Origin of the sequence: Mesorhizobium sp. B2-4-1 (assembly GCF_006442185.1) — a bacterium.
Taxonomy (GTDB): domain Bacteria; phylum Pseudomonadota; class Alphaproteobacteria; order Rhizobiales; family Rhizobiaceae; genus Mesorhizobium.
The window spans coordinates 213930-237267 of record NZ_VFVN01000007.1 but is presented as its reverse complement, the minus strand read 5'-3'; the positions used below and the strand labels follow the sequence as shown (position 1 = coordinate 237267).

Sequence of the window (23338 nt, the reverse complement as noted above, 5' to 3'; positions counted from 1 at the left end):
CATTGCGGCCCTGTGACGGCTTCGAGTGTACCGTCTGGTCCCGCGTGAAGAATACGTCCTGTGCTCGCCACAGTTCCAAAGTGCCCGGACACATGGTCACAAGCGCACATTCGGAATGCACAGAGATTCGTAACATCGACATGGAACGTCGAGAACCACTATTTTCGTATCAGGCGCACCGGTAGCGGTGTCCGCTGCTGGCTAGGACTTGTCGCGCGCTATCAGCACGATCTTTGCCGGATCGAAATCGACCGCGACGACGCTGCCTTCCGGCAGGGCGGGTGTGACGACCGGCGACGTCGCAAACAGCTCGACCGCCGGATCGTTTATCGCGACGCGGTATTCCATGTGGTCGCCGAGATAAGAACTCTTGACCACGCGCCCTCTCATCCCGCCGGCTGCCGGCTGGCCGGCGACGAGGCGCACGGCATTCGGCCGGACGGCCAGCACCGCCGGCCCCGCCGCGATGCCGCGATGCCGCATGTCGAGCCGCAGCGGCCCGACCTTTACCTCGGCATTCGTCCCATTGCTGGCGAGAACCTCGACATCGAGCAGGTTGGCGTCGCCCATGAAATCGGCGATGAAAGAGTTCCTGGGTTCGTTGTAGAGGTCGCGCGGGGTTCCGTCCTGGGCGACGCGGGCAGCGTTCATGACGATGATGCGATCGGACACGGCCAGCGCCTCCTCCTGGTCATGCGTCACATAGACCACGGTCAGCGCGAGGTCCTGCTGAAGACCGCGGATCTCATCGCGCACGCGCCGGCGCAGCTTGGCATCGAGATTGGACAGCGGCTCGTCGAACAAAAGCACCTTCGGCTCCAGCACGATGGCGCGCGCCACGGCCACGCGCTGCTGCTGGCCGCCCGAAAGTTCGCTCGGCTGGCGCTTCTCGTAGCCGGACAGGCCGACCTGTGCCAGCTTCTCGGCGGCGCGCCCTGCGGCCTCAACCTTGCCGAGCCCCGTCGCCCGCAGGCCGTAGCCGACATTTTCCATGACGTTCATGTGCGGGAACAGCGCATAGGACTGGAAGACCATGCTGACGTCGCGCTCTGCGGCTGACAGCAAGGTGACGTCCTTGCCGTCGATTACGATGCGCCCGTGGCTTGCGTGCTCCAGCCCGGCAATCAGCCTGAGCGTCGTCGTCTTGCCGCAGCCGGAGGGTCCAAGCAGCGTCACCAGGCTGGCCGGTGCGATGTCGAAGCTGACATTGTCGACGGCAGTGACGGCGCCGTATTTCTTGGTGACGCCCTCGAAGCGCACTGCCGGTCTGTCGACCACGCCGGGGGCAGCGTTCTTCGCCGTTTGATCCATACGCATCTCCCGATCAGATTGGTGCCACGACGGCTTGCGCTTCGGCCCGGCGCCGGCCGAGCCGGCGTTCCCCGACCAGCAGCTGGATGCCGATCAGAATGATCATCATGACGACGATCAGCACCGCCGAATAGACGATGGCGATCCCGTATTCGCCGACATCGGCTCGCCCGACAATATAGACGGTGGCGAGATTGAAGCGGCCGGTCGCCAGGAAGATGACGGCGCTGACCGCTGTGACCGCACGCACGAAACTGTAGATCATCGCGGTCACGATAGCCGGCTTCAGGATCGGCAGGATCACCCGCCGCAAGGTGGCGAAGGAACGCGCCCCCAGTGTCAGCGATGCCTCGTCCAGGCTCTTGTCGATCTGCCCAAGATTGGCGAGGCCCGCACGGATCGCAACCGGCATGTTGCGGAAGATGAACGAGATGACGATGATCAGTCCGGTGCCGGTCAGTTGCACCGGCGGCACGTTGAAGGCGAGGATATAGCTGACGCCGACGACCGTGCCGGGAATGGCAAAGCTCATCATGGCGAGGAATTCGAACATCGTGCGCCCGGCGAAATGCTGCCGGTCGAGCAGATAGGCGGTCAGGATGCCGAGCGCGGCGGTGAACGGCATCGCCACCAGCGCAAGGCCGATGGTCATCAGCAGCGACGGCCAGGCCGACCCGCTCAGGAACCAGCCATTGACGCCTTTCTCGACGGAGAAAGCGGTGAGGAAATATTCGAGCGTCGGCGTGTTGTCGCGGCCGATCGATTGCACGAAGCCGCCGCCCAGGATGATGCCATAGACCACGACGGTCAGAAGCAGCCAGGGAACGACGGCGGCGTAGCAGCCGATGCGCAAGCCCTTGGGCAGCGTGGCCGGCACACCGCCATCGCCCTTGCCCGCGACGGTGACGTAGCTGCGGCTGCCGATCCAGCGGCGCTGGATGACGAAAGCGGCGAGCGTGAATCCCAGAAGCACGATCGCCAGCACCGCCGCACGGCCTTGATCATGCGCAGCGCCCACCACCGCAAAGAAGATGTCCGTCGACAGCACGTTGAAGTTGCCGCCCAGCACCAGCGGGTTGGCAAAGTCGGCCATGCTCTCGATGAACGAGATCAGGAAGGCGCTGGCCAGCCCCGGGCGGATCAGCGGCCAGGTGATTGTGCTGAAAGTGCGCCAACGGCTGGCGCGCAAGGTCTGCGAGGCCTCCTCCATGCTCGGGCTGACGCCCTGCAGCACGCCGGCCAGGACCAGGAAAGCGATCGGCGTGAAGGCCAGCACTTGCGCGATGGTGATGCCGGCCATGCCGTAGATCCAGCGGCTGCGCGGAATACCGAGATGTTCGGACAAAAGATTGGTGACGATGCCGGCCCGGCCGAACAACAGGATCAGCGCCAGGCCGATGACGAAAGGGGGCGTGATGATCGGCAGGATGGAGAGGCCGCGCAGCAGCCATTTGGCAGGCAGCCTGGTGCGCAACGCAATCAGCGCCAGCGCCAGGCCTAGCGCCGTGCAGAAGAATCCGACCAGCACCGCGATCGCCACCGTATTCCACGCCACGCCGCAGGAACCGTCGCCGTAGAGGCAGCGCAGGCTCCAGATGTTGGCACTGAACAGCTTTTCGGCAAACAGAGCCGGCACGATATTGCCGTCATTGTCCTCGATGGCGGAAGCGAGGATCGACAACAGCGGATAAGCCACGAACAGGATCAGCGAAGCGATCACGATCAGCAGCGAGCCGACGACAAAACGGTCGCCCTTGCACCAGCCACGCGCGGCCAGCGCCTCGGCGATGAACATCAGCATCGCCAGCGCGTACAGCACCGCACCCCAGCCGAGCCCCGGCTGCACCGGTCCCGGCGTACTGGCGAGATGCCCGAGCCAGGCAAATCCCCAACCCGAATGGATGATGGAAAAACCCTCGACCGCTAGCCAGGCGAGGCCGGCTGCGCCCGCCACCGCCAGGGCGGGGAGGTTCCGGCGCGCGACGAGCCAGCTTGCCAGAAGAAGTGGCAGGATTAAGGGAAGCAGCCACAGCCGGCCGTTCAGCGACAGCAGGATGGCTGGTGCCGCCTCCGCCGGACGCGCCAGCCAGTCAAAGGAAAGCAAGCCGCCTTCGACTTTGTACCATGGCAGCACAATGAAGCTCGCCCATGCCAGCGCCAGCCATCCGGCGGCACTGCGCCCCGGGAGGTCATTGGCCATGGGATAGGGCGAAGCCCGTGCCATTCGACATCTTCCTTCGGTATGGTCGGGGTTGCGCCGGCTGCCCCGCAGGCAGCCGGCGGATCGGCCGTACGGACCAGATCAGCCGCCGTTGCGGACCTCATCGGTGAACTTCTTCAACAGCCGCTTGCGCTCCGCTGACGATCCGTATTTGGCGAAGTCGTAGTCGATCAGCTTGATCTTGCTGAGGTCCGGCGCCTCGGGCGGCACCGGGGTGCCGGTGTTCGACGGGATCTGGTAGCTGCCGTTCGGAGCCGCCAGTTTCTGCGCGTCTGGCGTCAGCGCCCAGTCGTAGAATTTCCGCGCCTCGTCGATGTGCTTGGCCCCGGCAACAATGCTCATCGACCCGATCTCGAAACCGGTGCCTTCACAGGGCGAGACCACCTTGACGGCCGGGTTCTGCTTGGCGGCGTTGATGACGTCGTGCTGGAAGGAAATGCCGACCAGCGTCTCGCCCTTGCCCACGGCGAGCGCGGGTGCGGCGCCCGCCTTGGTGTATTCGGCGATGTTCTTGTTGAGCTGCTTGAGATAGTCGAAAGCCTTGTCCTCGCCCATCAGTTGCACGATTGTCGCCAGCATCGTCCAGGCGGTACCCGAGGAATTGGGGTCGGCCATCTCGATCTCGCCCTGGAAATCGGGCTTGACCAGATCCGCCCAGCAGGCCGGCGCCGTCAGGCCGCGCTGTTTCAGGTCTTCCTCGTTGTAGCCGTAGCCAAGCGCGCCGAGATAGATGCCGACGGTGCGGTTCTTGGCGCGTTCAGCCTGCCTCAAAGCCCAGTCGCGCAGGTTCGCCAGCTGCGGCGACTTGTATTCCTGGGTGAGACCTTCTTCCGCCGCCTGAAGATGCGGGTCGCCGGTGCCGCCCCACCAGATGTCGGCTTGCGGATTGTCCTTCTCGGCCCGCAGGCGCGCATAGATCTCGCCGGCGCTCATGCGGGTCATGTCGACGCTGACGCCGGTTTCCTTCTGGTAGGTCGTGGCCATGGCCCGGCACCAGGCTTCGTCGACGCCGCAATACATCACGAGGTTGCGATCCGCCGCATGGGCGCCGCCGGCCAGACCGAAAATGGCCAGCACCGCAAGGCCAAGCCACGTCCTGCCTTGCCTGCGATCAAATGGACCTTTCATCGATAATTCCTCCCTTTCATGCTCTCTGGAATTGGTTATTCGTCGTCGAGCGGCACTCCGATCACCTGGGACAATCTCGCCGCCACACCCGGCGCCGCAGCAAGCACCGGATTGCCCTTCGCCATGCCGTCGCCGTCGAGAAAGCGGTTGACGCGCCCGCCGGCTTCCTCGACCAGCAGCAATCCGGCCAGGCAGTCCCATGCATTGATATGAAGCTCGGCATAGGCATCCGAGCGGCCGTCGGCCACATAGGCAAGGCCGAGCGCCCCCGAACCGGAGCGGCGCACATTGGCGCCCAGCGACCAGACCAGGGCCACCTTGTCCAGATAGTCGCGGTTGGGAATCCGCGGCGACCAGCCGAACTCCACGGAGGCGCGGTCGAAGGCCTGGGTGCGCGAAACATGGATCGCCGCGCCGTTGCGCGTCGCACCGTGCCCGCGGCGGGCAAAATAGACCTCCCCGATGGCCGGATTGGCGATGCCGCCGATCTCGCTGCGGCCGTCCTGGACGAAGGCGATCGAAACGCAGAAATGCGGAATGCCGCGCATGAAATTCGCCGTACCGTCGATCGGGTCGACGACCCACATGCGATCAGAGCCGCCGCTGCCACCGGTTTCCTCGCCCAAAAACCCGTCCTCGGGAAAGGCCGCGGCCAACGTCGTGCGGATGTGATGCTCGACCTTCCCGTCGGTCTCGGTCAGGAAATCCTGCGGGCCCTTCATCTCCACAGGCTGCGCGGCGTCGATTTGGCTGTAGCCCTGCATCGCCATGTTTCCCGATGACAAGAGCAGTTGCCGGCAAACATCGGCGCGCCTGTCGAGTTCGGCTTCGGACATCCGGCTCGGTTTCGGCCGCACCGCCACGCTGTTCATGCTGTCCGTCCAGGCGATGGCAGCTTCGATGCGGTCCGCGAAGAAATGGACAAGGTAGCCTCCGGCGCCGGCTTCATGCACGGCTGTGCAAAGCTGTTTCATTTACGCATGTGTGTCAAGGCCGGCGGTGACACCTGTGACTGGCTTGCGCTATGCTGCACGTGCGTGCAACGAATCGGCGAACGCCAGTGGGAGTGTGCATGACGACGCCAAGAGGCCGTATTGGCTTTTCCAGTGCCCAGCAGGTCGCGGAGCTTGCCGGCGTTTCGCGCTCGGCCGTGTCGCGCACCTTTACGCCCGGCGCCAGCGTTTCGGAAGAAACCCGGGAGCGGGTGCTGCTGGCGGCCGAGCAGCTCGGCTATCACGTCAACCATCTGGCGCGCGGCCTGATGCGGGCATCGACGGGCATCGTCTGCCTTGTCGTCGCCGATGGCGACACGCCCTATCAGGCTCGTATCCTGCGGGCGCTGACACAGCATTTGAGGGATGCCGGCAAAGTGGCCATGGTATTCAACACGTCGGGCCCCAGCCACCATGTCGACCAGGCGCTGCGCAACACGCTGAACTACCGTGCCGATGCGACGATCGTGCTGTCCGGCACGCCGCCGCAGGAGCTGATCCGAACCTGCCTCGAGAACGGGCAGCGCCTGATCCTGATCAATCGCGACGACCGGTTCGACGGACCGCATAACATCGGCGTGGACAACGCCGCCGCCGCCGAGGCGGCACTTCACGCCTTTCTTCGTGCCGGTTGCACCAGGCCTGCCCTGGTGACGTCGGCAGCCGGCACGCCCAGTCTGGTGGCGCGCGAGACGGCCTTTCTTGCCGCAGCGCGCAAGGAAGGACTGGAGGTGATCCAGTGGCGCGAGGGCCGCACGGGTTATGCGACCGGGGCAGAAGGCGCAAGGCGCCTGCTTTCGGGCCGGCAGCGACCGGATGCGGCATTCTGCGTGACCGACCTGATCGCCTGCGGTTTTCTGGACGCGGCGCGCCACGAGTTCGGCGTCGACGTCCCGCGCGATCTCTGCGTCGCCGGCTTCGACGACATCGAGCAGGCTGACTGGGCTTCCTACCGGCTGACGACCTTTGCGCCGCCGATTGAGGAGATCGCCACGCACGCCGTGCGACTGGCCGCCGGTTCGCGCGAGGAAGCAGGCGCCGGCAGTCGCCTGACCTGCCACGCGCCGATGGTCTGGCGCGGCACTGTGAGGCCAGGTCGGGGCTGATGCCGATTGGACCAGAGTCCGGTCGGTGAGCGTCTCATGCGCTAGATCGCAATGCTGCCGATCGCGGCATCGACGGCGTCGCCCAAACGGTCGACGATAATATCGACCGTGCCGTCGTCGACGATGAATGGCGGTGCAAGCAGGACGTGATCGCCAGCCCGCCCATCGACGGTGCCGCCCATCGGATAAACCATCAACCCCCGTTGCATCGCTTCAGATTTTATCCGGGCATGGACCTTCAGGCGTGGATCGAACGGGGCCTTGGCCGAGCGATCCGCGACGAGCTCGATGCCCTGGAAAAGGCCGCGCCCGCGAATGTCCCCGACATGGTGATGGTTGCCGAAGCGCTCACGCAGCCGCCGTTCGAGCGTGGTGCCTCGCGCCGCGACATTGGCAAGCAGACCATCACGCTCGATAACCCGCTGGACGGCGAGGCCGGCCCCACAGGCGAGCGGATGGCCGATATAGGTGTGACCGTGCTGGAAGTCGCTGCCTTGCGAAAAGGCATCGAATATCCGCTCGGACGCCAGCACCGCGCCGAGCGGGGCGTAGCCGCCGCCGAGTCCTTTGGCGACCACCATGATGTCGGGAGCGACGCCCTCCTGCTCGCAGGCATGCAGTGTTCCGGTGCGACCCATGCCGCACATGACTTCGTCGAGGATGAGCAGCACGCCGTGGCGATCGCAAATCTCGCGGATGCGCCTGAAATAACCGGGTGCGGGTGGCACGGCGCCGAGAGTCGCTCCAACCACGGTCTCTGCGACAAAAGCAATGACCGTTTCCGGCCCGAGTTCCTGCAGCTTCGTTTCAAGCGCATCGGCGGCCCGCAGGCCGTAGGCCTCGCTGCCTTCATCCGGCCGCTGATGCCGATAGGCATAGCATGGTTCGATATGATGGTTTTCGATCAGCATGGGCTCGAACGGCGCCTTGCGCCAGGCGTTGCCTCCCACCGAAAGCGCGCCCAGCGTATTGCCGTGATAGCTCTGCTGACGGGCCACGAAGCGGCGGCGCTGCGGCTCGCCGCGCTCGACGAAATATTGCCGCGCCATCTTCAGGGCGGTCTCGATGCCTTCCGATCCGCCGGAGACGAAATAGACGTGATGAAGATCGCCCGGCGCGTGAGCGGCAAGTTCGTCCGCCAGTTCCTCCGCCGGCCGGGTGGTGAAGAAACTGCTATGCGCATAGGCGAGCCGGTCGAGTTCGGCATGCATCGCGGCAAGAACAGCCGGATGCTGATGGCCAAGGCATGAGACGGCCGCGCCGCCCGAGGCGTCGATATAGCGGCGTCCCTTGCTGTCGATGACGGTGACGCCATCGCCGCCGACGGCAACGGGATAATCGTGGTGGATCTGGCGATGGAGGATATGCGTCATGACCGTTGCCTGGTTTCGTAGATATGGGTGGAAAGGGTGTCGAACTGACGTTCGACGTCGCGCATGGCGGCCAGCGCGCGATCGCCGGCGGCGGCCGCCAGGATCGCGGCCAGCGTTTCGGCGATGGCAAAGGCCGGTGCCATCGTGTGGAAAAAGGACGGGCTCTCGGTCGGCACGATGATGACGGCGCCCGCCCGGTTGACGAGCGGCGAGACCACGCTGTCGGTAATCGCCACGATTTCGAGCGCGCGGCTGCGTGCATAATCGACGAGTTCGACGGCGGCGCGCGTATAGGGCTTGACGCTGATCGCCAAAAGCACGTCGCCCGCTCCCGCTTCCCACAAAGGATCAGGTCCGGTTCCGCCGACGCCGTCAAGCAGACGCACCGCGCCGCCGGCGAGGCCATAGACGTAGGCGAAATGGCAGGCGACGGGGTAGCTCGACCGATAGCCCAGCGCATAGATGCGCTTGGCGCCTGCCAGCACCGAGGCTGCCCGGGTCACCGCCTCCAGCGTCGCCGGATCGCAAAGCTTCGCCATATGGCGCTCGAGCGTTTCGGCCAGCTCGAAGGCCAGCGCGCCGTCTCCTCCGCGCTTGCGCCGCGCCATCAATGCTTCGGCCTTGCCCAAGAACTCCTTGTCGCCGCGGCGAAGTTGCTCGGCGTAGAGGTCGCGCAGGCTATCGTAGCCGTCGAAGCCCATGCGCTGGGCAAGCCGCGTCATCGATGCCGGGGTCACCCCGGCGCGCTGCGCCTGGACGCGCATCGACAGGAGGGCAACGTCACGCGGATTGTCGAGCACCCATTGCGCCGCCGCGCGAAGCTGGCGCGGCATCGTCTCGAAACTCTCGAGCAGGCGCGAGCGGAAGGCGGGTTCCAACATGGCGCGAATTTACGCCGGCCGTTGACGAGCTGCAATGAATATTTCAATCTGCCAGAAATGAGCGTAGTGTTTCATTCAATCAGAAAACAAGAACAGGGGAAATTCGCATGAAACAGACCATATCCAGTCATTTGGGAGCGCTGGCGGCACTCGCGCTGGCTTCCTTGCCGTTCGCAGCCGCACCGGCTCTGGCCGAGGATCCAATCGCGCTAGGCTGGGTGGGGCCGCTGTCGCCGCCCGGCAACTATTCCGGCGGCCAGGAAATGCAATGGGCGGTGCAGCTCGGTGTTGACGAGGTCAACAAGGCCGGCGGCGTGCTCGGCCGTCAGCTGAAGGTGAGTTACGAGGACACCAAAGGGCAGCCGGCCGACGGCAGCGCGGCAGCGGTTCGACTCATCACCAAGGACAACGTCGCCGCGATCTTCGGCGAATTCCATTCTTCGGTCGCCCTCGCAGAAATCGAGGAGGCGCACAAATACGGCGTCGCCTGGGTCGGTACAGACGTATGGGCGGATGCCATCACGGCCAAGCAGTATCCGGAAGTCTATCGTCTCGCTCCGGCCAACTCGCTCGTTTACGTCAAGGCGGCCGACTGGACGGTCGAGCAAGGTTTCAAGAACATCGCCATCATCGCCGAAAACACGGACTTCGGCCAGGGCGGGGCCAAGGTCATCGCCGATGAGCTGAAGGCCAAGAACGTCCCCTATACGCTGGCGACGATCGACCTCAATCAGCAGGATTTCACGCCCGCGCTGCTGCGGCTGATGAATCAGAGCCCGAGGCCCGATGCGATCCAGATGGTGATCGCCGGACAGGCGCAGTATCAACTCGTCAAGCAGGCCTGCCAGCTCGGCCTCGCACCGACTGCCGAAACGGCCCTCATCGGCTCCTCGGGTCTGCTGCAGAAGGAAGTGTGGGAAGTCGACGGCGAATGCGCCAACAATCTTCTCATCGTCAACGTCGCGCAGCCCAAGTCGCAATGGAACGACAAGGCCAAAGCATTCGTGAAGGCGTTCACCGAACGCTACAACAGGGCACCGACCGGCGTGGCCATGGAGGCCTATGACACGTTCGGTGTCGTCGTCGAAGCGATCAAGAAGGCAGGCTCGGCTGACCGCGCGGCGATCGTGAAGGCACTGGAAGAGATCAAATATGAAGGGGTGAACGCCACCTACACCTTCCCGACCACCAAATCTCCCGACTGGGCTTTCCATCAGTTCGTCGACGTGCCGTTCACGATCATCCAATACACGGCCGTGAACCAGGCGCCGGAGGATGCTGCGATCGTCTATCCGAAGAAGTGGGCCACCACCGACAAGGTCATGCCCGGCAAATGAACGGCACGCCGGCGGCTCCATGGCCGCCGGCGGCCGCTTCGCTGGACAGGCGGCCGACAACAAGGTGATGTGAACCCATGAGCTATTTCCTCCTCCTGGCCGTCAACGGCCTGGTCATCGGCCTCATTTTCGCGCTGACGGCGGCGGGGCTCACTTTGGTCTTCTCGGTGTTGAAGGTCGTCAATTTCGGCCATGGATCGCTCTATATGCTGGGCGGCTATGCGTCCTACTACATCATCGCCTGGTTCCATGCGCCGCCGCTTGTCGGTGTCGCCGGCGCGATGGTGGCCCTGTTCATCTTCGGCGTGCTCTTCGAGAGGCTCGTCATAGCGCCGATGTATACCGACAAGGTCGAGCGCAAGGACGAATACGCCATTATCGTCACCTTCGGCCTCACCATTCTGATCACCAATCTCGGCCTTGTCGTCTTCGGCCCCTTCGCCAAGGCGCCGCCGTCCTTCATGACGGGAGCGCTGATCCTCGGTCCGTTGATCCTGCCTTACGACCGGCTGATCGCTGCGGTCGCTGCCGTCGTCCTGCTTGTCGGTCTGACGTTTTTCCTGAAGCGCACCTCACTTGGCCAGGCGCTCGATGCGGTGAGCCAGAGCCGCGAGTCCGCCGCGGTCATCGGTATCGATCCACGCCGCATGTACACCATCGCCTTCGGCATCGGCTCGGCGCTTGCCGGCGGGGCAGGGGCGTTGATCGCGCCGATCTTCGCCCTGTCGCCGTCGATGGGTGAGTTGCCGGCCGTGCAGGCCTTCATCATCATCGTGCTCGGCGGTATGGGTTCCGTCGGCGGAAGCATTACCGGCGGCATCCTGCTCGGCCTGGTGCAAGGGCTGGGTGTCGGCTATCTGCCGGATCCCAATCGCGCGCTTGCCTATACGCAGGCGTTCGGAGCGCTGCTGCTCGTCATTGCGTTGCTCTTCCGGCCGACCGGCCTGTTCGGCCGCTCGCATCTGCGGCTGGAATAGGGGCACGGCAATGATCCGTCCAACATTCTCGCAATCGGCCCAGGCGATTCTGCTCGTGGTGGCGTTGCTGGTGCCGCTCGGCGTCGGACCATACTGGACCCACGTCGGCGCCATCGCCTGGTACTATGCGCTGCTTGCCGCGAGCTGGGCGCTGCTTGCCGGTTTCGCCGGTCAGTTCTCCTTCGCCCATGTGGCTTTTGCCGCGCTGGGCGGATATGCCTCGGCCTTGTTCGTTGGCCAGATCGGCATGCCGCTGCCGCTTGCCATTCTTGCCGCCATCGCTCTTGCCGTCGTGGCCGGCGCCCTGATCGGCGCGCTCGTCCTGAGGCTTTCCGGGCCTTATCTGGCCCTCTTCACGCTTGCCATTTCGGAAATCTTCCGCCTCGTGCTGGTCGCGGAGGAGGACATCACACGCGGCATGCTGGGCTTGCCGGTGCCCGGCCTCTTTTCCGGTCGATCGGACCTGCCTTATTACTATCTCGGCCTTGCGCTCGTCGTCCTGGCGGTATTGGGAATGAATGCCTTGTTGGCGACCCGCGTCGGTCTTTTTCTACGTGCCATCCGGGAAGACGAGGGCGCCGCGCGCGCCAGCGGGGTGGATACCACGCGCTACAAGATTCTCGTCTTCGTGGTAACCAGCGTGATCGCGGCGATAGCCGGCATTTATTACGGCCATTTCATCGGCATCCTGACGCCCAACATGGCTATCCTGCCGGAGATGGGTCTGGTTATCGCGATGGCGGTGATCGGCGGCATCGAAAGCCTGCCCGGCGCCGTGGTCGGTGCAGTCGTCGTCTTCCTGCTTTCCGAGACGCTGCGGTCCTACGGCGAATGGCGTTTCGTGCTGATGGGTCTGGCGCTTATCCTGGTGCAACGCTTCGCGCAGAACGGCCTGTATCCGATGGTCGAAAACTGGGCGCGCTTCCGCGCGCGGCCACGGGAACAAGCGCCTGTTCCAACTGCTACCACCGAGGAACCCCATGCCGGTTGAGAAGGACACCGCTTTTTTCTCGGTCAGTGGTCTTGCCAAGCATTTCGGCGGCATCCATGCCGTCGAAGGCTTATCCTTTGCCCTGGCCCGCGGCGAAATTGTCGGGTTGATCGGTCCCAACGGCTCGGGAAAGACGACCACCATCAACATGGTGACGGGCGCGCTCAAACCCGACGGCGGTGCCATCCTCGTCGAGGGCATCGACATGGCGCGCTCGCCGGCTAATCTTTTCGCGCGCCGCGGTGTTGCCCGTACTTTTCAGGTTCCCCGCCTGTTCCGCCGCATGACCGTGCTGGAAAACCTGATCGTGCCGGCACTTTCCGACCCGGCTGAGCGGCGCGCCGCGGCAGAGGAGCGCGCCCGTGGGGTCCTTGCTTTCCTGAGGCTCGACCATCTCGCCGACAGTTATGCAAGAGCGCTTTCCGGCGGCCAGCAGAAGCTGCTGGAACTCGGCCGGGCGCTGATGCTCAAACCGAGATTGCTGCTTCTGGACGAGCCCTTCGCCGGCGTCCACCCGCGCCTGCTGGAGGAGATCATCGAGCACATAAGGAGCCTCAATCGCGACGGTCACACCATCGTCGTTGTCGATCACAACCTCGAGGCCATCCAGTCGGTCGTAACGCGCGTCATGGTGATGGCGCGAGGGCGCAAGATCGCCGACGGCGCGGTCGCCGAGGTGCTGCGCAATCCCGAGGTCGTGCACGCCTATACGGGATCCCGCGCAACGCATCGAGAAGCACGATAATGGAAACCGCTTCCCTGCCATCGACCCCGCCGCTGATCGCCTGCGAGAACCTTGTCGCCGGCTATACGCGCGACATCGACATATTGCGCGACGTTTCGGTCAGGGCCTGGCCTGGCAGCATTTCCTGTGTGGTCGGGCCGAACGGCACCGGCAAGTCGACGCTTCTCAAGGCGTTGTTCGGCTTTCTGAAACCGAGTGCCGGCCGGGTGCTTCTGCGAGACGTGGACATCACCGGAAACCCGCCCTTCCGGATGCTGGGCCTTGGCCTGGCCTACCTGCCGCAGCGGCCGAGCCTCTTTCCTCATCTCTCGGTCGAATCGAACCTGAAACTCGGTCTCTGGCATGCCAGGCCGAAGAAGACGGTGCTGACCGAGAAACTGGAACATGTCTATGAGCGGTTTCCCGTCGTTCGCGAGAAACGCGCGCAGCCTGCCGGCCAGCTCTCGGGAGGCCAGCAGCGGCAGGTCGAGATCGCACGCAGCCTGATGGCCGATCCGTCGGTCTACCTGATCGACGAACCGACCGCCGGCGTCGATCCGCAGACCAGCGAGACGATCTACGACATCGTCCGCGATCTTGCCCGCGAACTCGGCAAGGCCGTGCTGCTGGTCGACCAGGATATTCGCGCCGCGCTTGCCATCACCGACTACGTCTATGTGGTCAAGAACGGCACGGTTTTTTCCGAAGGCGCGCGCGCGGATTTCGGTGCCGACACCGACGCTCTTGTCGCACGTTGGCTGTATGCGAGCGGTGAATGAACGGGCAGCTTACGGCGTGGCGTAGCCCGGCGGCTGTTCGAACAGGCCGTCGCGCCGAATCTCTAGCGCCCGCCCGATCCTCAGCGCCAGCGGATCCTGGAAGCGGCGAACCGCGATCTGCAATCCTGCGGGCAGACCATTGACGAGACCGATGGGGACGCTGAGCGCTGCCATGTCGAGGAGGTTCACCATGCGGGTAAACGTCCCAAGCGGCGTCGTTGTCTCATCGATGTCGGCCAATGGCGGCGCGGTAATCGGCGCCGTTGGCGTCAGGAACGCATCGGCGCCTTCGAGATCGCGATGAAACTCGATCTGCGCGGCTCGGCGCCTTGCAATCAACTCGTGATAAGCGGCGAGGCCGATTTCCCTGCCCTTGAGAACCCGCATGCGGATCGCCGTGCCGACGCCGCTGTCCGCGGGTTCCACGTAACGGCCGAGATGATGCCAGGCTTCGACGGCCATGATGTCGCCGGCCAGGGCCTTGTAGGTGTCGTAAGATTGCGGCATCGGCATCCGATCGACATTGGCACCGAGCGCCTCCAGTTCAGCGACGGTGGAGTCGAAGCGGTCCAGGATGCCGGGGTCTACGCCGGCAAGGTCCACGGCCGAGGGGATGCGCAGGCGAAGGCCCGATATGCTCCGCTCGAGCCCGTCGAGCGGCGAGGTCGGCGCCACGCCAAAGGTGGCCGGATCGCCGGGATCGGGACCCTCGAGCGCGGCCAGCAGAAGGGCTGCATCCTCCACCGACCGGGTCATGGGACCGATGCTGTCGAAGGACATGGCAAGCGGCAGCAAGCCGCCGCGCCCGATAAGGCCGAAGGACGTCTTCAGGCCCACGATTCCGCACATGGCGGACGGATTGCGGATGGAGCCCGTAGTGTCGGTGCCGAGCGCGACCGGCACCAGTCCGGCGGCGACGGCCACGCCCGAACCGCTCGACGATCCGCCCGGCGCGCGCGGGATGGCGTTGTCACGCGGGTTCAGGGGCGTGCCGGCGACCGGGTTGGTCCCCCAACTGCCAAAAGCAAATTCCACGGTGTGCACCTTGCCCAGCAGGATCATCCCGGCCGCGACAAGGCGTTCGATTGCCGTTGCCGTGGCGGTTGCGAGTTCGCCCGCAAGCGCTTTCGAGCCTGCCAGGGTCGGATAGCCTTCGACGTCAAGCAGGTCCTTGGCCGCGAAAGGGATACCGTCCAGCGGCCCTTTCGAGACGCCGCGACTGCGACGCTCGTCGGCTTCGCCGGCGGCCTGGAGCGCAGCCCCAGGAAACAGCCGGACGAACGCATGCAGCGAATTGTCATGAACGTCGACACGATCCAGCGCGCGCCGGACGATCTCGGTCGAGGATGTGTTGCCATCGGCGAGCGCGCGGCTGAGTTCGGCGGCGGTGGCGAAGGCGGAAATCCCTTGGGCGGTGGCGTTCATGCTGTCCTACCTGTGCGAGTCGGTGAAATGAAGCATGGAAAACCACGTTGCGGGAGAGCCAATTGGGCCCGGAGATGAAATTGAAGCCGTTGCTGATCATGGTTGCGCCGAACGGGGCGCGCAGAACGAAGGCCGATCATCCGGCTCTGCCGATGACCGCCGACGAACTTGCCGAAACGGCGAGGCAGTGTCTCGCTGCCGGCGCCGCCGCCATCCATGTGCATGTCCGCGATGCTTCAGGCCGGCACACGCTTGACGCCGCGCTTTACCGGGATGCCATCGCGGCGATCCGGGAGCGGACGCAGGGCGTCATGGCGATCCAGATCACGACTGAAGCGATCGGGCTCTATTCGCCACGCGAACAGATGGACCTTGTTCGGGCGCTTCATCCGGTTTCCGTCTCGATCGGCTTGCGTGAGATAATCAGCGATGGCGAGGCGGAGCCGGCCCGCTTCTTCGCGTGGGCCGGCCGGGAAGGCATCGCGGTCCAGCACATTCTCTATGATCGGACCGATCTCGACCGTTTCATCGATCTGCGGCGGCGAGGCATTCTGGCGGAGCCCACAAGCCCCCGGCTGCTGTTCGTCCTTGGACGCTATGCCGCCGATCAGGAAAGCCGGCCCGAAGACCTCGATGTCTTCCTTGAAGGGCTCGATGCGCATGGTCTTGAAGGCGCCGTATGGTCGGTCTGCGCCTTCGGACGGGGCGAGACCTTGGCGCTGACGGCGGCGATCGCGGCGGGAGGGCACGTGCGGGTCGGCTTCGAGAACTCTCTCTGGCACGCCGATGGCAGCCTCGCCCGCGACAATGCCGAACGGGTCGCGGCAATCGTCGAAGCCGCTGGCCGCACGGGGCGCCCGATTGCTTCTGCCGCGCAGGCGCTTGATATTCTCGGAATTGCCCGCCAGCAGTGAGGGCCCGCGCGCCTTGTTAGGGGATCGGCCGCGCGCCTGCAAATTCGCCAGGGGAGGACGGGCACGGTCTCGAACGGACCGTCATATCCTTGCATCCAAATCGGGCGGCTTGCCTTGCGAGCCGTCTTCCTTGTGCGTTTTATCGCGGATGGCCCGGAACAATGGCCCCGATGAGGGGTTTGGTCGCGACATAGCGAGCGACGGAGCCAGCGATGTCCGAGCATGTTCCCCCAAACTCCTCCAGTCTCAGCAGACGAAGCTTTATGACCGCGACCGTCTCCGCGGCTGCGGTGACTCCGCTTCTGGCCTCGACAGCCAGGTCCGAGGAGCCTCCGGCTGCTGCCGCCAAGCCAAACGAGCCTGTCATGACAACACTGACCATCAACAAGCAGCCATACAATCTGGCGCTCGACAGCCGAACCAGCCTGCTCGACGCCTTGCGCGACCATGTCGGCCTGACGGGCACGAAGAAAGGTTGCGATCATGGCCAATGCGGTGCCTGTACGGTGCTGGTCGATGGCCATCGCGTGCTCTCCTGCCTCAGCTTCGCGGTGATGAACGAGGGCAAGGCGGTAACCACCGTCGAAGGGTTGGCGTCGACGGATGGCGGCCTGCATCCGATGCAGCAGGCCTTCATCGATCACGATGCGTTCCAGTGCGGCTATTGCACGCCCGGCCAGATCATGTCCGCGATCGGCTGCGTCCACGAAGGACATGCCGGTTCAGAGGACGACATTCGCGAATATATGAGCGGCAACCTTTGCCGATGCGCGGCATACCCGAACATCGTCGCGGCAATCGTCCAGGCCCGCGACCAGATCAGGAGGGCCTGAGATGCATCCTTTCGTCTATGAGAGGCCCGCCAGCCTCTCCGCGGCGGTCGCCGTCGCCTCGCGCTCGGCCACCAGGCATCCGCCGACGCAAGCCCCCGCGCAGTTCATTGCCGGTGGCACCAATCTCGCCGACTATATGAAACTCGGCGTCGCCCGGCCGGAACGCTTGCTCGATCTGAACGGTCTCTCCGAACCGGCATTGCGGCGGATCGAGACCGATGGTGAGGGTCTGCGCCTTGGCGCTCTTGTGCGGATGGGCGACGCGGCCGAGAATGCCGAGATCAAGCGTCGGTATCCGGTGATCGCGGAGAGCCTGCAACTGGCGGCAAGCGGCCAGCTGCGCAACATGGCAAGTCTTGCCGGCAACATCCTGCAGCGGACCCGCTGCGAATATTTCCGCGAAACCTCATGGCCATGCAACAAGCGCGAGCCAGGCTCGGGCTGCGCCGCGATGGACGGGTTCAACCGCCAGCATGCCGTGCTGGGGACCAGTGAGAACTGCATCGCGACCTATCACGGTGACTTTGCCCAGGCCCTGATCGCGCTTGACGCCACGGTTCATGTCCAAGGCCACAACGGGCGGCGAAAGATTCCGTTTGCCAGCCTGCATCGCCTGCCCGAGGACAGCCCTCACATCGAGACCGACCTGGCACCCGACGAGATCGTCACCGCCATAGAGGTGCCCGCCGGCGCATGGACCAGGCGTTCGCGCTATCTCAAGATCCGCGATCGGCAATCCTATGCGTTTGCCCTTGCATCGGCCGCGGTCGCCCTCGACCTCGACGGCGAGACCGTGAACGAGGCGCGCATCGCGCTTGGCGGCGTGGCGACCGTACCCTGGCGGGCAAGAGCGGCGGAGGAGATCCTGCGCGGCAAGGTGCTCGACGAGGCAGCGGCGGCCGAGGCCGCCGAAGCCGCGTTCGCCGAGGCCCAGCCGCGTCGGCACAACGCATTCAAGATAGAACTCGGCAAGCGAACCTTGATCAGGGGGCTGCTCGAAACCCGTGACATGAAGGTGTGATCATGAACGTCGCCGCTCCACAGCCGAAGGAAAACATGGGACAGCCGCTGCCGCGTATCGATGCGCGGCTGAAAGTGACCGGCCAGGCCGAATACGCGGCGGATCTCCCGGCCGCCAACATTGCGCACGCCGTGCTCGCGACGAGCAGCATCGCCAAGGGCAAGGTCGCCAGGCTTTACCTGGATGACGCGCGCTCGGTGCCCGGCGTGCTCGACATCGTCACCTATGGCGACCTCGACAAGGTCGAGACGCCGAAATTCGGAAATACCGGCGCGAGTTCTATCGGGCCGCTGCATGACAAGGCGATCTTCCATGACGGTCAGATCATTGCGCTGGTGGTCGCCGAGACCTTCGAAGCGGCCGAGGAGGCGGCGCAAAGGATCCGCGCGGACTATGCCGAGGAAAAACCGACCGCCAGTTTCGACATGCCGGGGACAAAGACCATCGACGCCGCCGGCAAAAGCCCGTTGTTCAAAGAGGACGTCAAGGCCGGCGATTTCGATGCCGCCTATGAATCGGCCCCAATGAAGATCGATGCGCGGTATTCGACGCCGACCCAGCATCACAACCCGATAGAGCTGTTCTCGACCACCGCTGTTTGGCAAGGCGACCAACTCACCGTTTACGAGCCCTCTCAGAACGTGACCGGCTGGAAAGTCGAGTTGGCGCGGCAATTGAGGCTCGACCCAGCGAATGTGCGCATCGTCTGCCCTAACGTAGGCGGCGCATTCGGCTCGAAGGGGCCGATGACGGCGCGAACGGCCATCGTGGCTGTGGCCGCCAGGCGGCTTGGCCGGCCGGTGCGCTGTGTGGTCAGCCGCATGCAGGCGTTCGGCACCCAGACCTATCGGGCCGAAACCCGGCACCGCATCCGCATCGGCGCCGGCAAGGACGGCCGCATCACTGCTTTCGGCCATGAAGGCTGGGAGGTGACCTCGAGACCCGATTCCTATGTCGTCGGCGGGACTTCGGCCACCGGTCGCATGTATGCTTATGGCTCGGTGCTGACGCATGTCTCGCTGGTGCAGGCGGATCGCAACACGCCCGGTTATATGCGCTCGCCGCCCGAGACGCCCTACGTCTATGCCCTCGAGAGCGCCATGGACGAAATGGCCGTCGCACTCGGCATGGACCCGATCGAATTTCGCCGGATCAACGAGCCCCAGAAGGAGCCGATCGGCGGCAAGCCGTTCTCCAGCCGGTCGCTGATGAAATGCTACGATCAGGCCGCTGATGCCTTTGGCTGGACGAGACGGGATGCGAAAGTCGGCTCGATGCGCGACGGCGACTGGCTCGTCGGCATGGGCTGTGCGACGGCAGTCTACCCGACCGCTGCCGCGGCATGCGCGGCCCGCGTGCGCCTGACCGCCGAAGGAGACGTGCGCGTGCAGTGCGGCTCGCATGAAATCGGCACAGGTGTGCGAACCGTTGCCGGCCAGATGGCGGCGGAACGTCTCGGTGTCGACATCGGCAAGGTCGCCGTCGAGATGGGCGACAGTGCCTTGCCGCCGGCGCCGGTATCGGGAGGTTCGATTTCCACTGCCAGCGTCTGTTCGGCCGTGCTCAAGGCGTGTGATGCTGTGCGCACGAAATTGTTCGCCGCAGCGGTCGCGGAGGGTGGCCCTCTTGCAGGCTCGCACAATGAGGAACTGGACCTCCACGAGGGACGGATCCTCACCAAGGGCGGGGCGTCGGCAAGCACCGCCGATATATTCAAGGCCATGCAGGTAGGCGCCATCGAGGAATATGCCGAATTCGCGCCGAAGGGCTCGACCCCCGAAGCGCTCAAAAAACTCTATGCCGGCCAGTCGGAATTCCATGGCGGCGAGTCCGACGCGGATTCGGTGAAATATGCGTTCGGGGCCGAATTCGTGGAGGTGCACATCAACAGCTACACGCGCGAAATCCGTGTGCCGCGCATTGTCGGTGCGTTCGCCGCCGGGCGCATCATGAACACGCGCACCGCGCGCAGCCAGCTGATGGGAGGCATGATCTGGGGCATTGGCCAGGCCCTGCATGAGGCGACCGAGATCGATACCCGCTATGCCCGCTATGTGAACCGCGACCTGCAGGATTATCTGGTCCCGGTGAATGCCGATGTCAGGGACCTTGACGTCATACTGGTTCCGGAGATCGACCATGAGGTCAATCCGGCTGGTGTGAAGGGCCTGGGCGAACTCGGCAATGTCGGCACCGCCGCTGCCGTCGCCAGCGCTGTCTACCACGCGACCGGCAAGCGGATCCGCGACTTGCCGATCAGAATTGACGATCTGATCGTTTGAGGACCGAGACAAAGAGGATTGCTCCGCCGCAACAAGCGTGGGTTTGTCCTCGCCCAGTTTCACTGCCTTGCGGATCGGGATGCTGATGCGTCAGGAACCGACTGTTTCATGCCAGGGTGATCCGGAACAGCCGGAACCCTTCCCGCCCCATCGAACGGAACTGACCGTAGGAGCGCTCAGCCTTGGCCGCGCAGGATGCTGACGACGAGCAGCGTCAGCGCCGTATTCCACAGCGCCTGCTCGGCCCGGTATTTGCACCGGCAGCCACCACGCCCTGCGCCTGGTCGATGGCGTGTCCCAGCAGGCGCGGAATGAAAAGCTGCAGCGTCGCGGCGATGAAGGTCGAGACGATGGTGATGGCGACCTGCCAAGGGTGGCGCAGCGTCATGCGCATGATACGCAGCAAGGTGCCAGGGCCCTTGCCCCAGGAGGCTTGCGCCACATGGGCAAACGATTTGCCGCGCCCCGCCGCGCTGCCGATTGCTTGCGTGTTCAAGGACCTGTCCAAACCGATCCGGACTTTAGCCCGGACGAATGAAACAGACTCAAATTCAAGTGCCACGATGTTACGCGCCTCCCGCGCGGCCGTTCAAGGGCCAATGACAGCTTCGCGCTGTGCCTGAAATGACACGCCGCTGTTTCGCGCAATGATCGCGCTCATCGTCAGGCTGCCCGCCCAAATAGAAAAATTGTTCGTCCCGGCGGCATCGAAAAGCCGATCGTTCCTTTCCCGGCGCACTGAACTCCGTGAGATTTGGGGCATCGATGGCGGCTTCGGCCGCTGGAAAAGGAGCAGCACATCCACGGGCCCGGTTTTCCGGGCGAAGTTTTCAAGCAGCACCCGGAAAGAACCCGGAAAGGAGCTGACATGCCCAGAATAGTGCCCGTGCTCGATCTGAGCCGTCTCGAACAAGGCGCGTCGGAGCGCCGGACGTTTCTGGCGGATCTGCGCTCCGACGCGCGCGATATCGGTTTTTTCTATTTGGCGGGCCACGGCATCCCATGGGCCGACATCAGCGAGACGCTCGCCGCTTCGCGGCGTTTCTTTGCCTTGCCGGAAGCCGACAAGCTGTCGATAGAGATGATCAATTCCTCGCAGTTCCGCGGTTATACCCGCGCTGGCGGCGAACTGACCAAGGGCAAGGCCGACTGGCGCGAGCAGCTCGACATCGGCGTCGAGCGCCCGCCCATCGCGCAAGGCCCGGGAATTCCTGCCTGGACGCGGCTGCAGGGGCCGAACCAGTGGCCGTCGGCGTTGCCGGAGCTGAAGCCGGCGCTGCTGGCCTGGCAGGCGAAGGCGACGGCCGTGGCCATTCGTCTGCTCAAGGCCTTCGCGCTGTCGCTCGACCAGGCCGAGGACGCTTTCGATCCGATCTATGGCGGCGAACCCAATCATCGCATGAAGATCGTGCGCTACCCCGGCCGCGAAGCGACCGGCGGCGACCAGGGCGTCGGCGCGCATAAGGATGGCGGCTTCCTGACGCTGCTGCTCCAGGACGACAACAAGGGCCTGCAGGTAGACTATGACGGAAGCTGGGTGGACGTGGATCCGATTCCCGGAACGCTCGTCGTCAACATCGGCGAGCTGCTGGAGCTCGCCTCGAACGGCTATTTGAGAGCCACCGTGCATCGCGTCGTGACGCCGCCCGCCGGCGTCGAACGCATCTCGGTGCCGTTCTTCTTCAGCGCCAAGCTCGATGCCACGATACCGCTGCTCGAGCTTCCCGAGGAACTGGCGGCGCAGGCGCGCGGGCCGGCCAGCGATCCCGACAATCCGCTGTTTCGCGATGTCGGAACCAATGTGCTGAAGAGCAGGCTGCGCTCCCATCCCGACGTTGCGCGGCGTCATTATGCCGATCTGTTTGAGCCGAGACCCGGGCAGGCTGAGCCATTCGGCAGGTAGAAATTTTTGTAGGGCGGCAAAATTTTAGAATTCTATTCGTCGCCAGCGCGCGAAAATGGGCTCAAGATAAAATTATCGTTCGAGGTTTCCTCCCATTCCTCCGAACGGTGTTCCCCTCTGAAGGTTATGACCTTCTTTCTGGCCGGGCCGTCTTCGCGCCCGGCCATTTTTCTTTGCCGGGAACAGTTTTTGCGGCCTGGGAAGCGCGCCACGACGACACCCCATTTTCTTGGAAATGCTTTCTCTTGCGTTCCACTTGGGAAGGCGCAACGCTGTCCAATCCAGTCACCACCGCGAAAGAGAGATGCTCATGACATCCAATGTCGCCGTCATTGCCGGAGCGGGATCCGGATTGAGCGCCTCGCTTGCGCGCCTTCTCGCAAGGGAAGGTTTTCGTGTCGTGCTGGCCGCCCGCAACGTCGAGAAGCTCGACCCGTTGCTGGCGCAGACCGGCGCCCAAGCCGTGGCAACTGATGTCTCCGATGCCGCGTCGGTGCAGCGCCTGTTCGAGGTCGCTGACAAGGCCGGCCCGCTGTCGCTCGTGGTCTTCAATGCCAGCGGACGCGCCCGTGGCCCGATAGCCGAACTCGATCCAGAGGCTGTCAGGCAGGCCTTGCTGGTGGGGGCCTATGGCGGCTTCCTGGTTGGCCAGCAAGCAGCCAACCGGCTGCTTTTGCAAGGCTCGGGCTCGATCTTCTTCACCGGCGCGACGGCAAGCGTCAAGGGATTCGCCGGCTCGGCCGGTTTCGCGATGCCCAAATTCGGCTTGCGTGGACTGGCGCAATCCATGGCTCGCGAACTGGCCCCCAAGAACATCCATGTCGCGCATTTCGTCATCGATGGTGCCATTGCCTCGACCGTGCCGGGAGAGGCTCCCGACCCGCAGGATCGACGGCTATCGCCGGACGCGATCGCCGAGGCCTATCTCGGCATCCATCGCCAGAACCGCAGCGCCTGGACCTGGGAACTCGAGCTCAGGCCCTGGGTCGAGACCTTCTGATCGGCACGGTGACCTATGCGGCTTTCGCGGGGCTTCCATGCAAGGCGGCGGAGAGAGTCGACATTGCATGGGGATGTCACTATATAGCGGCGGCTTCGATGGCTTGTGCCTGGAAACGGCAACGTCATCGGGCAGCTGTT

Annotated in this window: 21 protein-coding genes; 12 read left to right on the top strand and 9 right to left on the bottom strand. The window is 64.3% G+C overall.

Translation table 11 applies throughout. The annotated features are described in order from the left end of the window. Positions 1–201: 201 nt before the first annotated feature. From FJ949_RS19600 to FJ949_RS19585, 4 genes are all read right to left on the bottom strand, one after another. Positions 202–1311: an ABC transporter ATP-binding protein gene (locus FJ949_RS19600; RefSeq protein ID WP_140498401.1), complete on the bottom strand. Its 1110-nt coding sequence runs from the start codon at positions 1309–1311 to the stop codon at positions 202–204. A gap of 13 nt (positions 1312–1324) precedes the next feature. Further along, entirely contained in the window at positions 1325–3535 is a 2211-nt protein-coding gene (locus tag FJ949_RS19595) for an iron ABC transporter permease (RefSeq protein WP_224646887.1), read from the bottom strand. A gap of 78 nt (positions 3536–3613) precedes the next feature. Then, complete coding sequence (locus FJ949_RS19590; protein ID WP_140498400.1) at positions 3614–4660, bottom strand: ABC transporter substrate-binding protein; 1047 nt, start codon at positions 4658–4660, stop codon at positions 3614–3616. Positions 4661–4695: 35 nt separating this feature from the next. After that, on the bottom strand, positions 4696–5496 hold the full coding sequence (locus FJ949_RS19585) for an inositol monophosphatase family protein (protein ID WP_181168461.1): 801 nt from the start codon (positions 5494–5496) through the stop codon (positions 4696–4698). Positions 5497–5732: 236 nt separating this feature from the next. Here FJ949_RS19585 and FJ949_RS19580 point away from each other — a divergent pair, with 236 nt between their 5' ends. Beyond that, complete coding sequence (locus tag FJ949_RS19580) at positions 5733–6758, top strand: substrate-binding domain-containing protein (RefSeq protein ID WP_140498399.1); 1026 nt, start codon at positions 5733–5735, stop codon at positions 6756–6758. Positions 6759–6799: 41 nt separating this feature from the next. Here the strand turns inward: FJ949_RS19580 and FJ949_RS19575 are convergent, their stop codons facing one another. After that, positions 6800–8131, bottom strand: coding sequence for an aspartate aminotransferase family protein (locus tag FJ949_RS19575; protein WP_140498398.1), 1332 nt, complete (start codon positions 8129–8131; stop codon positions 6800–6802). After that, positions 8128–9012: a MurR/RpiR family transcriptional regulator gene (locus tag FJ949_RS19570; RefSeq protein ID WP_140498397.1), complete on the bottom strand. Its 885-nt coding sequence runs from the start codon at positions 9010–9012 to the stop codon at positions 8128–8130. The genes FJ949_RS19575 and FJ949_RS19570 overlap by 4 nt, the downstream gene beginning before the upstream one ends. Before the next feature lie 107 nt (positions 9013–9119). On the opposite strand from FJ949_RS19570, the gene FJ949_RS19565 reads away from it, so the two are divergent. The 5 genes from FJ949_RS19565 to FJ949_RS19545 all read left to right on the top strand — a co-directional run bounded on the left by FJ949_RS19565 (position 9120) and on the right by FJ949_RS19545 (position 13820). Continuing rightward, on the top strand, positions 9120–10349 hold the full coding sequence (locus FJ949_RS19565; protein WP_140498396.1) for an ABC transporter substrate-binding protein: 1230 nt from the start codon (positions 9120–9122) through the stop codon (positions 10347–10349). A gap of 77 nt (positions 10350–10426) precedes the next feature. Continuing rightward, positions 10427–11326, top strand: coding sequence for a branched-chain amino acid ABC transporter permease (locus tag FJ949_RS19560; RefSeq protein ID WP_140498395.1), 900 nt, complete (start codon positions 10427–10429; stop codon positions 11324–11326). Positions 11327–11336: 10 nt separating this feature from the next. After that, positions 11337–12317, top strand: coding sequence for a branched-chain amino acid ABC transporter permease (locus FJ949_RS19555; RefSeq protein ID WP_140498394.1), 981 nt, complete (start codon positions 11337–11339; stop codon positions 12315–12317). After that, positions 12307–13062 (top strand): ATP-binding cassette domain-containing protein, encoded by a 756-nt coding sequence (locus FJ949_RS19550; RefSeq protein ID WP_140498393.1) that lies wholly within the window; start codon positions 12307–12309, stop codon positions 13060–13062. Before FJ949_RS19555 ends, FJ949_RS19550 begins: the two co-directional genes overlap by 11 nt. Further along, complete coding sequence (locus FJ949_RS19545; protein WP_140498392.1) at positions 13062–13820, top strand: ABC transporter ATP-binding protein; 759 nt, start codon at positions 13062–13064, stop codon at positions 13818–13820. The genes FJ949_RS19550 and FJ949_RS19545 overlap by 1 nt, the downstream gene beginning before the upstream one ends. A 9-nt stretch (positions 13821–13829) precedes the next feature. Here the strand turns inward: FJ949_RS19545 and FJ949_RS19540 are convergent, their stop codons facing one another. Beyond that, on the bottom strand, positions 13830–15245 hold the full coding sequence (locus FJ949_RS19540; protein ID WP_140498391.1) for an amidase: 1416 nt from the start codon (positions 15243–15245) through the stop codon (positions 13830–13832). A gap of 80 nt (positions 15246–15325) precedes the next feature. Here FJ949_RS19540 and FJ949_RS19535 point away from each other — a divergent pair, with 80 nt between their 5' ends. The 4 genes from FJ949_RS19535 to FJ949_RS19520 all read left to right on the top strand — a co-directional run bounded on the left by FJ949_RS19535 (position 15326) and on the right by FJ949_RS19520 (position 20295). Next, a complete protein-coding gene (locus FJ949_RS19535) occupies positions 15326–16159 on the top strand; it encodes a 3-keto-5-aminohexanoate cleavage protein (protein ID WP_210242146.1) in 834 nt (277 codons plus the stop codon). Between the two features lie 212 nt (positions 16160–16371). Beyond that, complete coding sequence (locus tag FJ949_RS19530) at positions 16372–16992, top strand: (2Fe-2S)-binding protein (protein WP_140498389.1); 621 nt, start codon at positions 16372–16374, stop codon at positions 16990–16992. A 1-nt stretch (position 16993) separates the two neighbouring features. Further along, a complete protein-coding gene (locus tag FJ949_RS19525) occupies positions 16994–18013 on the top strand; it encodes a xanthine dehydrogenase family protein subunit M (protein ID WP_140498388.1) in 1020 nt (339 codons plus the stop codon). A gap of 2 nt (positions 18014–18015) precedes the next feature. After that, positions 18016–20295 carry a xanthine dehydrogenase family protein molybdopterin-binding subunit gene (locus FJ949_RS19520; protein ID WP_140498387.1) on the top strand — a complete coding sequence of 760 codons (2280 nt, stop codon included), beginning with the start codon at positions 18016–18018 and terminating at the stop codon, positions 20293–20295. Between the two features lie 214 nt (positions 20296–20509). Here the strand turns inward: FJ949_RS19520 and FJ949_RS19515 are convergent, their stop codons facing one another. Together FJ949_RS19515 and FJ949_RS19510 are read right to left on the bottom strand one after the other, a co-directional pair. After that, a complete protein-coding gene (locus FJ949_RS19515; protein WP_224619155.1) occupies positions 20510–20791 on the bottom strand; it encodes a hypothetical protein in 282 nt (93 codons plus the stop codon). Positions 20792–20884: 93 nt separating this feature from the next. Then, complete coding sequence (locus tag FJ949_RS19510; protein ID WP_140498386.1) at positions 20885–21100, bottom strand: hypothetical protein; 216 nt, start codon at positions 21098–21100, stop codon at positions 20885–20887. A 63-nt stretch (positions 21101–21163) separates the two neighbouring features. Between FJ949_RS19510 and FJ949_RS19505 the strand changes: the two genes are divergently transcribed. Together FJ949_RS19505 and FJ949_RS19500 are read left to right on the top strand one after the other, a co-directional pair. After that, a complete protein-coding gene (locus FJ949_RS19505; protein WP_140498385.1) occupies positions 21164–22198 on the top strand; it encodes an isopenicillin N synthase family oxygenase in 1035 nt (344 codons plus the stop codon). Between the two features lie 310 nt (positions 22199–22508). Then, positions 22509–23198 (top strand): SDR family NAD(P)-dependent oxidoreductase, encoded by a 690-nt coding sequence (locus tag FJ949_RS19500; RefSeq protein ID WP_140498384.1) that lies wholly within the window; start codon positions 22509–22511, stop codon positions 23196–23198. Positions 23199–23338 lie beyond the last annotated feature (140 nt).

What these genes read in the sequence shown, in the direction of transcription:
- FJ949_RS19600 (WP_140498401.1), bottom strand. Translation starts at nt 1,311, where the DNA reads ATGGATCAAACGGCGAAGAACGCTGCCCCCGGCGTGGTCGACAGACCG.
- FJ949_RS19595 (WP_224646887.1), bottom strand. Translation starts at nt 3,535, where the DNA reads ATGGCACGGGCTTCGCCCTATCCCATGGCCAATGACCTCCCGGGGCGC.
- FJ949_RS19590 (WP_140498400.1), bottom strand. Translation starts at nt 4,660, where the DNA reads ATGAAAGGTCCATTTGATCGCAGGCAAGGCAGGACGTGGCTTGGCCTT.
- FJ949_RS19585 (WP_181168461.1), bottom strand. Translation starts at nt 5,496, where the DNA reads ATGTCCGAAGCCGAACTCGACAGGCGCGCCGATGTTTGCCGGCAACTG.
- FJ949_RS19580 (WP_140498399.1), top strand. Translation starts at nt 5,733, where the DNA reads ATGACGACGCCAAGAGGCCGTATTGGCTTTTCCAGTGCCCAGCAGGTC.
- FJ949_RS19575 (WP_140498398.1), bottom strand. Translation starts at nt 8,131, where the DNA reads ATGACGCATATCCTCCATCGCCAGATCCACCACGATTATCCCGTTGCC.
- FJ949_RS19570 (WP_140498397.1), bottom strand. Translation starts at nt 9,012, where the DNA reads ATGTTGGAACCCGCCTTCCGCTCGCGCCTGCTCGAGAGTTTCGAGACG.
- FJ949_RS19565 (WP_140498396.1), top strand. Translation starts at nt 9,120, where the DNA reads ATGAAACAGACCATATCCAGTCATTTGGGAGCGCTGGCGGCACTCGCG.
- FJ949_RS19560 (WP_140498395.1), top strand. Translation starts at nt 10,427, where the DNA reads ATGAGCTATTTCCTCCTCCTGGCCGTCAACGGCCTGGTCATCGGCCTC.
- FJ949_RS19555 (WP_140498394.1), top strand. Translation starts at nt 11,337, where the DNA reads ATGATCCGTCCAACATTCTCGCAATCGGCCCAGGCGATTCTGCTCGTG.
- FJ949_RS19550 (WP_140498393.1), top strand. Translation starts at nt 12,307, where the DNA reads ATGCCGGTTGAGAAGGACACCGCTTTTTTCTCGGTCAGTGGTCTTGCC.
- FJ949_RS19545 (WP_140498392.1), top strand. Translation starts at nt 13,062, where the DNA reads ATGGAAACCGCTTCCCTGCCATCGACCCCGCCGCTGATCGCCTGCGAG.
- FJ949_RS19540 (WP_140498391.1), bottom strand. Translation starts at nt 15,245, where the DNA reads ATGAACGCCACCGCCCAAGGGATTTCCGCCTTCGCCACCGCCGCCGAA.
- FJ949_RS19530 (WP_140498389.1), top strand. Translation starts at nt 16,372, where the DNA reads ATGTCCGAGCATGTTCCCCCAAACTCCTCCAGTCTCAGCAGACGAAGC.
- FJ949_RS19525 (WP_140498388.1), top strand. Translation starts at nt 16,994, where the DNA reads ATGCATCCTTTCGTCTATGAGAGGCCCGCCAGCCTCTCCGCGGCGGTC.
- FJ949_RS19520 (WP_140498387.1), top strand. Translation starts at nt 18,016, where the DNA reads ATGAACGTCGCCGCTCCACAGCCGAAGGAAAACATGGGACAGCCGCTG.
- FJ949_RS19505 (WP_140498385.1), top strand. Translation starts at nt 21,164, where the DNA reads ATGCCCAGAATAGTGCCCGTGCTCGATCTGAGCCGTCTCGAACAAGGC.
- FJ949_RS19500 (WP_140498384.1), top strand. Translation starts at nt 22,509, where the DNA reads ATGACATCCAATGTCGCCGTCATTGCCGGAGCGGGATCCGGATTGAGC.